Here is a 13,348-nt window from a genome sequence, read left to right as displayed (position 1 = left end):
GAACGTTAGCAGCAGCTCCGACGAGCCAGCACCCCCGAGGTTGCGGGCGTGATCCCTTCGGCCTTGTCTCGAGGGGCGGCCGGCCCACCCGGCACCGGCCGCGCCGTTTTCGCCGGGGATTGCGGCGCCGCCGCGACCCGTCGAGGCGCCCGCCCCCGACTTCGGCCCCGAACCGGCGGACCGCGGTTGGCGGCGCATCCTGCGGCTGCTCACGTTCGGCCTGGTCAAGCTGGGGCCGTCCCCGGCGCAGCGCCAGGAGGCGCAGTTCCACGCGGCCATCCGGGCGCGCCTGCACGGCAACCACAAGGTCGGGATCCTGGGCAAGGGTGGCGTGGGCAAGACGTCCGTCGCCGCCAGCGTCGGGTCGCTGTTCGCGGAGCTGCGCCGGCAAGACCACGTCGTGGCGATCGACGCCGACACGGCTTTCGGACGACTCAGCAGCCGCATCGATCCCGCCGCGTCGGGCTCGTTCTGGGAGCTGACGTCCGACAAGAACCTGCAGTCGTTCGGCGACATGGCGGCGCGGTTGGGCCGCAACTCGGCCGGCCTGTACGTGCTCGGTGGCGAGCCGGCCTCCGGCCCGCGGCGGGTGCTGGACCCGGCGATCTACCGCGAAGCCGCGATGCGGCTCGACCGGCATTTTTCGATTTCGGTCATCGACTGCGGATCGACCATGGACTCGCCGCTCACCCGGGAGGTGTTGCGTGACCTCGACGCGCTGATCGTGGTCTCGTCGCCGTGGGCGGACGGGGCGTCCGCGGCGGCCAGGACCATGGAATGGCTGGCGGATCAGGGCCTGGACACGCTGCTCCGCAATAGCGTGGTGGTGCTCAACGATTCGGACGGCCACGCCGACAAACGCACCCGCACCCTGCTGGCCCGCGAGTTCACCGATCACGGGCGCCCGGTCATCGAGGTGCCCTTCGATCCCCACCTGCGGCCCGGCGGCGTCATCGATGTCGGCCGCGAGATGGCGCCCGCCACCCGGCGCAAATTCCTCGAGGTCGCCGCGACGGTCGCCGGGTATTTCGCCGGCCGCCCCGACCGCGCCCCCGGCGGCCGCTAACCAGCGCCGGCGCGCGCGAGCGGATCGGCGATCGCCTCGATCTTGGTGACGCGGCCCGCGCCGACCGTCAGCACCACGACGGCGAACAACCGGCGCTCGGCGTACGCCAACAGCACGGGTTGCCCGGCAGGGCCGCTGACCAGCGTCACGTCCGGGCCTAGGTAGCGCAGCAGGTTCGCCGCCACCGCATCCGGGCCGTGGTTGATCTGCACCGGCGGCGCCGGGTCGGCGAGGACGGTCCCGACGCCCCATACCGTCGGGTCAAGGAGCGCTGTCAGCGCGGCGAGGTCGCCGTCGGCGCACGCCGTGCGGAAAGCCTCGGTGACACGTTGGTGTTCGGCGGTCGCCACGTCGTTCAATTTCGGTTGCGCGGCAGCGAATTTCGCTCGCGCGCGGCGCGCCAATTGCCGGCAGGTGCCGGACGGACGGCCCACTGTCTGCGCGATGGTGTCGAACGGCTCGCCGAACACGTCGTGCAGCACGAACGCCACCCGTTCGCCGGGGCTGAGCCGGCGCAGCACGTCCAGCAGGGCGGTTCGCACCTCGTCATCGAGGGTGACGCGGTCGGCGGGATCGGTCGGTCGCGGTGCCGGTTGGTCCCGCACCGCACCCGGGCGCTCGTAGCGGACGCGGGCCGACCGCACCTGGTCGAGGCAGAGCCGGCTGGCCACGACGGTCAGCCAGCCCCGCACGTCCTCGAGGGCGCCGATGTCGGTTCGCGACAATCGCCAGAACGCCTCCTGCGCAACGTCTTCGGCGTCACCCACATCACCGAGGAGCTGATAGGCGAGGTTGACCAGATACGGATGGTGTCGGCGCCAGGCCTCACCGACCTGTTCGCTGAGCGGATGCGATTCGTTCATGGCTCTTCGACGTTTCACTGCCGCGAAAAGTTACGCGGGGCGCTGCGTAACTTTTCCACGTCTCGGCCCGTCGTTTGTGGAAAAGCACCGATCTTCGAGGAGCTGCCATGACCGATCCGAGGCCGCCGCGTTATCTCAAGCCGATGAACCGCCTGATGATGACCCTGCAACGGTGTGGGATACCGACGGGGCCGGCGATGGTGTTGACCGTGCCGGGCCGGCGGTCCGGCCAGCCGCGAAGCACGCCGATGACACCGTTCGAGTTCGAGGGTGGGCTCTACGTGGTTGCCGGATACCCGGGCGCGGACTGGGCAGCCAACGCCCGCGCCGCCGGCAGCGGTGAGCTCAGCCGCGGCCGGCGGTCGCGCCGGGTGCGCATCGTCGAACTCACCGCCGAGCAAGCCCGCCCGGTACTTCGGGAGTTCCCGGCCAAGGTCCCCGTCGGCGTGACCTTCGCCAAGCGCTCGGGGTTGGTACACCAGGGCACCCCCGACGAGTTCGAGGCACTGGCGGGCCGGTTGGCTGTCTTCCGTTTCGACACCGCTGCCACCGGGTAATCGGCTGCAGGACAAGCAATTTTGCCCTGCCTGGGTCGCTTAGACACGCGACATCGCGCCGTCGGCCGGCAGTTACCGACAGCGGCGGACGGCGCCCCACGCGGGCGCGTCCGAGCATTCGCAGTCTGCGCGACTCGGCGACCGGCGCCACGCGAATCACCAAATCGTCTGCGCCCGTTAGTCAACCACGCCCTCCCCGTTCACCGACCGGCCACCGTCGGGAAACCTTGGCCGCCGAAGGCGCGGCCGGGTAGCCGAATCCGCTGTCTTAACGCACAATTCGTGCATCGGGCACTGCCGATGCGCTGTTAGGCTCGACCTACCGTGCACACGATCAGTGCACGCCCATCGCCGAAGGGAACACTGAGGTGTCTTGGCTTAACGGTGCGTCAGATCTAGCCACGGTAGTGAAGAGCATTTACGGCGGCGGCAGCGCGGTTGCGAAGCAGGACTGGGCCAGCCTCGGCGCCAACCTGGCCACCGCCGCGGGCAAAGCGGCGATCTATGCCAGCAAGCAGAACGCCGTGCTCGCCAAGGCGTTGAAAGACGCCGGCACGAAGGTGCTGCCGACCCCGACGGCGATCGTCGACGCCGCGGCGATCGCGATACTCGTCGTCGACTTCCTCAACGGGTTCGGCACGCCCAACTCGGGAGCCGCCGTCACCACCGCCGGGGACAAGCTCGACCTCTTCATCAAGGACCTGGATCCCGGCTGCGTCCCAAACCCCGCCGACTGGAGTGGCAGCGCGGCGACGGCCTACACCGCGCAGAACGCCGCGCTCAAGGCGTACGCGCAGGCGATGAAGGACCTGGACAAGCAATTCAAGTCCTACCTGAAGAGTCAGGCCGACGAGGTCAACCGGGCCCACATGAACATCACGGTCAATTCGGCCGTGCTCACCGCCGCGCAAGGGATCGCCCTGGCGCTGTATCTGATTCCCATCGTGGGGCCGGAAGTGTCGTGCGCGTGGCAGATCATCGCCGCCTTCGCGTGCTGTTCGGCGGTGCTGGTGATCGAGATGCTCACGCTGTCCAACTCGATGTCGCTGTCCGGCCAAATCACCGCGCTGGGCGCGCAATACGTCAAGCTCGGCCAAGACGTGGAGACGGCCCTGGCCGGGACGTTCGGCCAGATCCGGGGCAAGGTGGCCGAGGAGACCTCGTCGCAGGTCTCCACCTTCGCGTCCATTTCGGGCGGCCTGTCCAGTTTCGTGGCGGCCCCGTCCGTGGCGTCGCTGGCCACCAAGGCCGGCGAGGCGACCTCGGCGGCGCAGCAGGTGCTGATCAGCGCATCCGCCGAGAAGGACACGACCGGCAAGAGCCCCGCCGACACCTCGTCCAAGACGCCGACCGAAAAGACCGCCACCACCCCGGAGTCCTTCACGCCGCCCAGCCTGGCCCAGATGGGTCAGGCCTCGCAGCAGCTGAACACGCTGAGCCAGACCGTCAACCAAGGCATGCAGCAGATTGCGCAACTCGCGCAATCCGCGAAGGGTCAGGGCGCTCCGGCGGCCGCCCAGGAGGTGAGCGATGTCAAGGACGCGCCGGACGATGAGGCCGCGGCCAGGGACGCCGAGGACGGCGCCGCGTCCGGCACCGACGGCGGCGGGCGCGCGCCGATCGGTGCGGCCGCGGCCGGTGCGCAACCCGCCGCGCCTCACCAGGAGCGAGTCCTCTAGCGGCGCGAGTGCTGTAACCACCTGCACGACAACATCATTGATGCAAGAAGCTGAGGAGACAGCCCATGGCGACCGAGTTCAAGGTCTCACCCTCGATCCTCGAGACGTTGGCCAGGAATCAAACCGACGCGGCGAAGGACGCCCAGGCCGCGGCCGACGCGGTGTCCGGGACGGGCAGCGATTGCTGGGTCACACACGGGGTCATCAGCGGAAGCTCGAACGGCGCCTTCGACGCCATCGAGACCAGCCGCAAGGCCGCTGGTTCGGCCCTGGCCAACGCCAGCAGCGGTCTCGCCGCGAAGTTGCGGGCCGCCAAGCAGGCCTACGAGGGAGTCGACGGCGAGCTGGCCGACAACCTCAACAAGCAGATGCTCGACAAGTAGTCATGTCCGGTCCCCTCGCCGCCGGCCACGCGGGCCTCGTCGACGGTGTCGTCGGCGTCGAGGTGACCATCGATGGGATCCTGGTGATCGCCGAGCGGCTGCACCTCGTCGATTTCCCCGTGGCTCTGGGGATTCGGCCAAATATCCCGCAAGAGGATCTGCGCAGGCTGGTCGCCGATCAGGTGGCACGCGATCTCACCGCTCAGGGGGTGCTCGACCCCTACGGCCAGCCGCACCCCGCCGTCGCGGCCATGGTCGACACACTCGGCAGGCCCGACCGCGCACTGGAGGGGCGCTGGTGGCGGCGCGACGCGGGCGGCACCATGGTGCGCTTCGCGGTGTGCCGCAAGGACGACCGCCACGTGATCGCCGCACGTGACGGCGACCTGCTCGTGCTGCAACTCGTCGCGGCCCAGGTGGGGCTCGCGGGAATGGTGACCGCCGTCCTCGGTGCCGCCGAGCCGGCCGACGTCGAGCCGCTGACCGGTGTCGCCGCCGACCTGGCCGATTGCACCGGCGCGGCGGAGTTGACCCGGCACGGGCTGGGGGCGGCCTCCGCCCGCGCCTACGCCGAGATCGTCACGAACCCCAGCGGCTGGGCGGAGATCGTCGCCGCGCAGCGCCATCCCGGCGGAACGTCGACCCAGACCGAGGTGGCGGCCGGGGTGCTCGACTCCGCGCGGGGCCGGTTGGTCTCGCTACCCCGTCGGGTCGGCGGCGAGCTGTACGGGAGTTTCCTGCCCGGCACCCAGGAGAACCTGCAGCGCACCCTGACCAGCCTCGTCGAGTTCCTACCCGCGGGCTCCTGGTTCGATCACGCCGACGTCCCCGAAGCCGCACCCCTGCGCTGACCGGCAACACCGATGCAGAAAGAAGGATCCATGTCGCAGCACGACGACCATGACGACCTCGCCGCCCTGGACTTCTCCGCTCATCGGACGGACCCGGACGACGCCCAGGATTCCGACGCGTTGGACTTCTCGGTTACCGAGGACAACGAAATCGATTCAGCCGTCGATGCTTTCGACGACTTCACGCCGGCCGAGCCCGAGATCGCCGAGCTGGACGCCCTGGCCGCCACCACCGCGCAGGCCGACGCAGCCGGAGACGGGGACGAAGACGACGGGGTTTCGCTGTTCACCGTCACCAATCCCCCGGCCACGGTGTCGGTGTCGGCGCTGATCGACGGCCGGACCCAGCGGGTGCACCTGTCGCCGAAGGCGACCGCCTTGACCGAGTCCGAACTGGCCGACGAGATCCTGGTGCTCGCCGACCTGGCCCGGCAGAAGGGCCTGGCCGGCCAACACACCTACCTCATGGAAAACGCCATCCAGTCGCAGGGCCTGCAGGAACTCGACGAGATCGGCTTCGACGCCAACCAGGTCCTGCGCGACTTCATGGAACACGACATGCACCTGTCGACACCGGAACAGGCCGAGGCGGCGCAGGCAGAGGTGTTCGCTACCCGATACGCGGCCGACCAATGAACGACCAGCTGGCCGGCATGTTCGAGAGCGCGGTCGGCATGCTGCCCATATCCCAGGCGCGGTCGCTCGATCTGTTCACCGAGATCACCGATCACGACGAATCGGCCTGCGACGCCTGGGTCGGTCGCATCCGGTGCGGCGACACCGATCGGGTGACGTTGTTTCGCGCCTGGTACTCCCGAACGCAGTTCGGTCACCTGGCCGGGGCCGCCCAGATCTCGATGAACGCCGTCAACGCCCGCATCGCGATCGGCGGCCTCTACGGCGACATCACCTATCCCGTCAATTCACCGTTGGCCATCACTCTTGGCTTCGCGACAAGCGAGGCGGCACACGGCAATTACGCCGACGCCATGGAGGCGCTGGACGGCGTGACCCCCACCGGGGCCGAGCACCTGGTGTCCTGGGCCAAGGCGGTGGTGTACGGCGAATCGCAGCGCTGGACCGATGCCATCGAGGAGGTGCGGGGCGCCGCCAAATGGCCGGACACCTTTTTGGCCGCCGCCGCGGGAGTCGCGCACGGCGTGGCCGCGGCCAACCTGGGGCTGTTCACTGAAGCCGAACGCCGGCTGACCGAGGCGAACTCGTCCCCGGCGGGCGAGGCCTGCGCCAGGGCCATCGCCTGGTATCTGGCGATGACGCGCCGCGGTCAGGGCAACGAGGAAGCGGCGGTGGCGCTGCTCGAATGGCTGCAGACCACCCATCCTGAACCCAAAGTGACTGCCGCCCTGAAGGATCCGTCGTACCGTCTGTCGACCGTCAGCGCCGAACAGATCGCCGCGCGCACCGACCCCTGGGACGCCTCGACCGTGGTGGCCGACACCTCCGGGCGGGAGACGCTGCTCGCCGAGGCCGAGGCGGAACTGGAACGACAGATCGGGCTCACCCGCGTCAAAGACCAAGTCGAGCGTTACCGCGCCGCCACCCAGATGGCCAGGGTGCGCGCGGCGCGCGGCATGAAGGTCGCGCAGCCGAGCAAGCACATGATCTTCACCGGGCCCCCCGGAACCGGAAAGACGACGATCGCCCGAGTGGTCGCGAACATCCTTGCCGGGCTCGGCGTCATCGGCGAGCCGAAGCTCGTCGAGACCTCACGCAAAGACTTCGTCGCCGAGTTCGAGGGCCAGTCGGCGGTCAAGACGACCAAGACGATCGACCGCGCCCTGGGTGGCGTGCTGTTCATCGACGAGGCGTACGCGCTGGTGCAGGAACGCGACGGCCGGACCGACCCCTTCGGTCAGGAGGCGCTGGACACCCTGTTGGCGCGGATGGAAAACGACCGAGACCGATTGGTCGTCATCATCGCCGGTTACAGCGCCGACATCGATCGGCTGTTGGAGACCAACGAGGGCCTGCGTTCCCGGTTCGCCACCCGGATCGAATTCGACTCCTACTCCCCCGAGGAGATTCTCGAGATCGCCAATGTGATTGCGGCCAGCAATGATTCCGCGCTAAATCGGGAGGCGCAGGACAATCTCCTGCAGGCCGCCAAGCTGTTGAGCCAACGGACGGTGCGCGGCGTGCCCGCCCTCGACATCGCCGGGAACGGCCGTTACGCGCGCCAGCTCGTGGAAGCGGGTGAGCAGTACCGTGACATCCGGCTCACGCGGGCCGTCGACTTCGAGAGCCTCGACGAGGATCGCCTTCGCGAAATCAACGGTGACGACATGACCGAGTCGATCGCGGCCGTGCACGGCCGCCTCAACATCACCGGCTGACGGATGGCGAACCTGCGCCTCACCACCAAAGTTCAGGTCAGCGGCTGGCGCTTCCTGCTCCGGCGGCTGGAACACGCGATCGTGCGCCGCGACACCCGGATGTTCGACGACCCGCTGCAGTTTTACAGCCGGTCGGTCTCACTGGGGCTGGTCGTGTCCGTCCTGATCGTGGTAGGCGCGCTGGCGATGGCCTATTTCAAGCCGCAGGGCAAGCTCGGCAACGGCAACCTCTTCGTCGATCGCAGCACCAATCAGCTGTACCTGAAGGTGGCGGGCCAGCTGCACCCGGTCTACAACCTCACCTCGGCGCGGCTGGTGCTCGGCAGTCCGGCCGTACCGGCGGCCGTGAAATCCAGCGAACTCAACCGGCTGCCCCGAGGCCAATCCGTCGGCATCCCCGGCGCCCCCTATGCGACGCCGGTGTCCTCGGACCACTCCTCCGTCTGGACGCTGTGCGACACGGTGGCCCGGGCCGATTCGGCCAACCCGACCATCCAAACGGCGGTGTTGGCAAGGCCGTTGGTGATCGAAGTGCCGGCGATCGACCCGCTTGCGCCGAACGAGGCGCTGCTGGCCTCCTACGGGGGCAAAGACTGGGTCATCACCGCCAACGGCCGGCACGCCACCGACCTCAGCGACCGTCCGATGACCTTCGTGGTCGGCATCCACGGGGCGGCCAAGCCCGCGCCGCTGTCCACGGCGATGTTCAACGCCTTGCCCGACGCGGGTTCTTGGATGCTGCCCCCGATCCCCGGCGCCGGGGCGCCGAACACCCTAGGGCTCCCCGACCCTCTGGTGATCGGGTCGGTGTTGCAGCTGCGCACCGCGCTCGGCGTGCGGTTCTTCGTGGTGATGCAGGACGGCGTCGCGCCCGTCAACGCCAACACCGCCGCGGCCCTGCGGGCGAGCCAGGCCTACGGGTTGGTGGACCCCCCGGTGCTGCCGACGAACACGGTCCTGCGGGCTCCCGAGGTGGTGTACAGCTCGCCGCTGCCCGACGAGCCGATCAAGATCGTGTCCCGCCCGCAGGACCCCACGCTGTGCTGGACGTGGGACCGCAAGACGGGTGACCAGTCAGCCAAGACCGCCGTGCTGACCGGCCGGCACCTGCCGATGCCGGCCTCCGAGCTGAGCACCGGGATCAAGCAGATCCAAGGCAGCGCAACGGTGTACCTGGACGGCGGCAAGTACGTGCAATTGCAATCACCCGATCCACGGTACGGAGAATCGCTGTATTACGTTGACCCGCAAGGCATTCGGTACGGACTACCCGACCAGCAGACCGCGACGGCGCTCGGCCTCCCGTCGCCCAAGACGGCGCCCTGGGAGATCATCCGGCTCCTGGTCGACGGACCGGTGCTGTCCAAGGAGGCCGCCCTGCTGGAACACGACGCGCTGCCCACCGACCCGAGCCCCCGCAAGCTGCCGGGCGGAGGCGCCTCGTGACCACCCGGAAGTTCACTCCCACGGTCACCCGTGGCCCCCGCCTGACGCCGGGGGAGATCACCGTCACGCCACCCGAGGACCTCGGGGTGGACATCCCCCCGTCGGGCGTGCAGAAGGTGCTGCCCTACGTGATGGGCGTGTGCATGCTCGGCATGATCGCGATCATGGTGCTCACCGGCACCAGGGCACTGTCGCCGTACATGCTGATGATGCCGCTGATGATGATCATGATGTCGCTGAGCATGATGGCCGGCGGGGGCAGCGGCGGCGGCAAGAAGGTTCCCGAGATCAACGCCGACCGCAAGGAATACTTGCGATACCTGGCCGGTCTGCGTCCCCGCGTGACCGCGTCGGCCGCCGCGCAGGTCGCGTTCTTCAGTTTTCACGCGCCACATCCCGACGACCTGTTGTCCATCATCGGCACGTCGCGACAATGGTCCCGGCCCGCCACCGCCGACTTCTACGCCGCGACCCGGCTCGGCGTCGGTGACCAACCGGCGGTGGACCGGTTGATGAAGCCCTCCGTGGGCGGCGAGCTGGCGGGCCCCACCGCGGCACCGCAGCCCTACCTCGAACCCGTCGCCAACATGTGGGTCGTCAAGTTCCTGCGCACCCACGGCCTGATCCACGACTGTCCGAAACTGGTTCAGCTGCGCACATTTCCGACGATCGCGGTCGGGGGTGATGCCACCGGGTCGGCCCGACTGGTGGCGGCGATGATCTGCCACCTCGCGGTGTTTCATCCACCCGACCTGCTGCAGGTGCGGGTGCTCACCGAGGAGCCCGACGACCCCGACTGGTCCTGGCTGAAATGGCTTCCGCACCTTCAACATCCGACGGACACCGACAGCGCGGGCCCCGTCCGGATGATCTACACCCGCCCCGACGGGTTGTCGGACCTGGCCGGGCGCGGACCCCATTCCCCCGATTCGCTGCCGGGCGGCCCCTATGTCGTGATCGTCGACCTGACCGGCGGCAAGGCCGGATTCCCGCCGGACGGACGGGCCGGCGTCACGGTGATCACGCTGGGCAATCACCGCGGCTCCAATTACCGGATCCGGGTGGCCGAGGACGGGACCGCAGACGACCGGTTGCCGGGACAGGCGTTCCGCCAAGTCACCGCGACCACCGACGGACTGTCCCCGCGGCAGGCCGCCCGCATCGCCCGCAAGCTCGCTGGCTGGTCGATCACCGGCACCCTCGTCGACAAGAAGAACTCCGGCGTCCAGAAGAAGGTCGCCACCGAATGGCACCAACTGGTGGGGGCGCACAGCGTCGAGGAGGTTACCCCGGCGCGCTGGCGGATGTTCACCGACAAGGACCGCGACCGTCTCAAGATTCCGTTCGGCCACGAACTCAAGACCGGCAACATCATGTACCTCGACATCAAGGAGGGCGCCGAATTCGGCGGCGGGCCGCACGGCATGCTCATCGGCACCACCGGCTCGGGGAAGTCCGAATTCCTGCGCACCCTCATCCTGTCGCTGGTGGCGCTGCACCACCCGGATCAGGTCAACCTGCTTCTCACCGACTTCAAGGGCGGCTCGACGTTCCTGGGCATGGAGAAGCTTCCCCACACGGCGGCCGTGATCACCAACATGGCCGAGGAGGCCGAGCTGGTCAGTCGGATGGGCGAGGTACTCACCGGTGAACTGGACAGGCGGCAGACCCTGCTGCGCCAGGCCGGCATCCAGGTGGGTGCCACCGGCGCCCTGTCCGGGGTCGCGGAGTATGAGAAGTATCGGGAGCGGGGCGCCGACCTCGCGCCGCTGCCAACGCTTTTCGTCGTCGTCGACGAGTTCGCCGAGCTGTTGCAGAGCCACCCTGATTTCATCAACCTCTTCGACCGGATCTGCCGCGTGGGGCGATCGCTGCGCGTACACCTGCTCCTCGCGACCCAGTCGCTGCAGACCGGCGGCGCCCGCATCGACAAACTGGAGCCCAACCTCACCTATCGCATCGCGTTGCGCACCACGAGTTCTCACGAGTCCAAGATGGTGATCGGTACCCCGGAGGCGCAGTACATCACCAACAAGGAAAGCGGCGTCGGCTTCCTGCGGGTGGGCATGGAGGATCCCGTGAAGTTCAGCACCCTCTACACCGGCGCGGCCTACGTCCCCCCGAACAAGGCCGACGACACCGGCGAGGGCAACGGAGCCGGGCCGCACGCCCGCCCGCAGACGCTACGCATCCAGCGCTTCACCGCCGCTCCCGTTCTGGACGAGGCGCTGCCATGACCGTGGAATCCAAGGGCCGCGCGCTCAGCGAGGTCGTGCTGGACCAGCTGAGCACGACGGAGTCGCGGGCGTACAAGATGTGGCTGCCGCCGTTGAAGGATCCGACGCCGCTCGACGAGCTGGTGGCCCGGGATCAGGCGCAGCCCTTACGGTTTCCGCTGGGCATCATGGACGAGCCGCGCCGGCACCTGCAAGGGGTGTGGGGCGTCGACGTCTCGGGTGCCGGTGGCAATATCGCCATCGGAGGCGCGCCGCAAACCGGCAAGTCGACATTGCTGCAGACGATGATCCTGGCGGCCGCCGCCACGCACACGCCGCGGCAGGTGCAGTTCTACTGCATCGACCTCGGCGGCGGCGGGTTGATTTACCTGGACAACCTGCCGCACGTGGGAGGGGTGGCCACCCGCTCGGAGCCCGACCGGGTCATGCGGGTGGTCGCGGAGGTGCAATCCGTTCTGCGGCAGCGGGAAGCCACCTTCAAAGACCACCGCGTCGGGTCCATCGCGATGTACCGCCAACTCCGCGCGGACCCCGAGCAGCCGGTGGCGGCCGACCCGTTCGGTGACGTCTTCCTCGTGATCGACGGCTGGCCGGCGTTCGTCAGCGAATTCCCCGATCTCGAGACGCCGGTGCAGGAATTGGCCTCGCAGGGGCTGTCGTTCGGCGTTCACACGGTGATCACCACACCGCGCTGGACCGAACTGAAGTCCCGCGTCCGCGACTACCTGGGCACCAAAATCGAGTTCCGGCTCGGTGACGTCAACGACACGCAGATCGACCGCGCGACCCGAGACATCCCGGCGAACCGCCCCGGCCGCGCCATGTCGGTGGAGAAACACCACCTGATGATCGGCGTACCGCGGCTGGACGGTGTCCACAGCGCCGAGAACATCGTCGAGGCCATCACTGCGGCGGTGAATCACATTGCGGCACAACACGACGAACGCGCACCGCGGGTCAGGGTGTTGCCCGAGCGGATTCACCTTTACGAGCTGGACCCGAATCCGCCGGGCCCGGACGCGGACTACCGCACCCGCTGGACCATCCCGATGGGACTCCGGGAAACCGACCTGTCCGTGGCGCACAACCAGATGTACTCCACGCCGCACCTGCTGATCTTCGGGGCGGCCAAATCGGGCAAGACGCGCACCGCGCACGCGATCGCCCGCGCCATCTGCGCGCGCAACAGCCCCAAACAGGTGCGGTTCATGTTGGCCGATTACCGTTCCGGCCTGCTCGACGCGGTTCCCGACAGCCACCTGCTCGACGCCGGCGCCATCAACCGCAACAGCACCACACTCGACGAGGCCATCAAGGCGTTGGCGTTCAACCTGACCAAGCGGCTGCCGCCGGCCGACCTCACCACGGCCCAATTGCGCTCGCGATCGTGGTGGACCGGATTCGACGTCGTCCTGCTGGTGGATGACTGGCACATGATCGTCGCCGCATCCGGCGGGATGCCGCCGATGGCGCCACTGGCACCCCTGCTGCCGGCGGCCACGGACATCGGCTTGCACCTCATCGTGACGTGCCAGATGAGCTACGCGTACAAGGCGACCATGGACAAGTTCGTCGGCGCGGCCTACGGCGCGGGGTCACCCACCCTCTTCCTTTCCGGTGACAAGCAGGATTTCCCCTCGCGGGAAATTCAGGTCAAGCGTCGCCCGCCCGGACAAGCATTTCTCGTGGCACCCGACGGCAAAGAAATTATTCAGGCCGCCTATATCGATCCTCCGGAAGAAGTGCCTCCAGCAACGCCGCAGGGCGGTTAGGATAACGTGGTCGCCCCCGCGGAGAAAGTCGGTGAGCCACAGGGTGATAACGGAGAACGGGCACCTGCGGCGATGTCCGCCCGCCCTGACCGGTCCGCAATCTTCAGCGTTCACGCAAATGTCGATATCCGTTCATACGA

At 68.3% G+C, this 13,348-nt stretch carries 11 protein-coding genes; 10 read left to right on the top strand and 1 reads right to left on the bottom strand.

What is annotated here, in order from left to right; genetic code table 11:
* Positions 1-118 precede the first annotated feature (118 nt).
* Positions 119-1,066: a MinD/ParA family protein gene (locus tag A5700_RS12215; RefSeq protein ID WP_068204769.1), complete on the top strand. Its 948-nt coding sequence runs from the start codon at positions 119-121 to the stop codon at positions 1,064-1,066.
* Here A5700_RS12215 and sigI read toward each other — a convergent pair.
* On the bottom strand, positions 1,063-1,929 hold the full coding sequence (gene sigI / locus A5700_RS12210; RefSeq protein WP_068204767.1) for an RNA polymerase sigma factor SigI: 867 nt from the start codon (positions 1,927-1,929) through the stop codon (positions 1,063-1,065). The genes A5700_RS12215 and sigI overlap by 4 nt on opposite strands.
* 107 nt (positions 1,930-2,036) lie before the next feature.
* On the opposite strand from sigI, the gene A5700_RS12205 reads away from it, so the two are divergent.
* The 9 genes from A5700_RS12205 to eccCb all read left to right on the top strand — a co-directional run bounded on the left by A5700_RS12205 (position 2,037) and on the right by eccCb (position 13,208).
* Positions 2,037-2,486 (top strand): nitroreductase family deazaflavin-dependent oxidoreductase, encoded by a 450-nt coding sequence (locus tag A5700_RS12205; protein WP_068070059.1) that lies wholly within the window; start codon positions 2,037-2,039, stop codon positions 2,484-2,486.
* A 407-nt stretch (positions 2,487-2,893) separates the two neighbouring features.
* A complete protein-coding gene (locus A5700_RS12200; RefSeq protein ID WP_068070062.1) occupies positions 2,894-4,165 on the top strand; it encodes an EspA/EspE family type VII secretion system effector in 1,272 nt (423 codons plus the stop codon).
* A 65-nt stretch (positions 4,166-4,230) separates the two neighbouring features.
* Entirely contained in the window at positions 4,231-4,548 is a 318-nt protein-coding gene (locus tag A5700_RS12195; protein ID WP_068070064.1) for an ESX-1 secretion-associated protein, read from the top strand.
* A gap of 2 nt (positions 4,549-4,550) precedes the next feature.
* Entirely contained in the window at positions 4,551-5,399 is an 849-nt protein-coding gene (locus A5700_RS12190) for an ESX secretion-associated protein EspG (protein WP_068070066.1), read from the top strand.
* Between the two features lie 30 nt (positions 5,400-5,429).
* Entirely contained in the window at positions 5,430-6,035 is a 606-nt protein-coding gene (locus A5700_RS12185) for a hypothetical protein (RefSeq protein ID WP_068070068.1), read from the top strand.
* Positions 6,032-7,753, top strand: coding sequence for a type VII secretion AAA-ATPase EccA (eccA, locus tag A5700_RS12180; RefSeq protein ID WP_068070070.1), 1,722 nt, complete (start codon positions 6,032-6,034; stop codon positions 7,751-7,753). Before A5700_RS12185 ends, eccA begins: the two co-directional genes overlap by 4 nt.
* Before the next feature lie 3 nt (positions 7,754-7,756).
* The gene (gene eccB, locus A5700_RS12175; protein WP_068070072.1) at positions 7,757-9,199 is read left to right on the top strand and encodes a type VII secretion protein EccB; all 1,443 of its coding nucleotides are present in this window, start codon (positions 7,757-7,759) and stop codon (positions 9,197-9,199) included.
* The gene (gene eccCa, locus A5700_RS12170) at positions 9,196-11,436 is read left to right on the top strand and encodes a type VII secretion protein EccCa (protein WP_068070074.1); all 2,241 of its coding nucleotides are present in this window, start codon (positions 9,196-9,198) and stop codon (positions 11,434-11,436) included. Before eccB ends, eccCa begins: the two co-directional genes overlap by 4 nt.
* Positions 11,433-13,208 (top strand): type VII secretion protein EccCb, encoded by a 1,776-nt coding sequence (gene eccCb / locus A5700_RS12165; RefSeq protein WP_068070076.1) that lies wholly within the window; start codon positions 11,433-11,435, stop codon positions 13,206-13,208. Before eccCa ends, eccCb begins: the two co-directional genes overlap by 4 nt.
* Positions 13,209-13,348 lie beyond the last annotated feature (140 nt).

Origin of the sequence: Mycobacterium sp. E1214 (assembly GCF_001666755.1) — a bacterium.
In the GTDB taxonomy this organism is placed as follows: Bacteria; Actinomycetota; Actinomycetes; order Mycobacteriales; family Mycobacteriaceae; genus Mycobacterium.
Note: the sequence above shows the minus strand (reverse complement) of the source record. Positions and strands in the feature narration are given on the sequence as shown.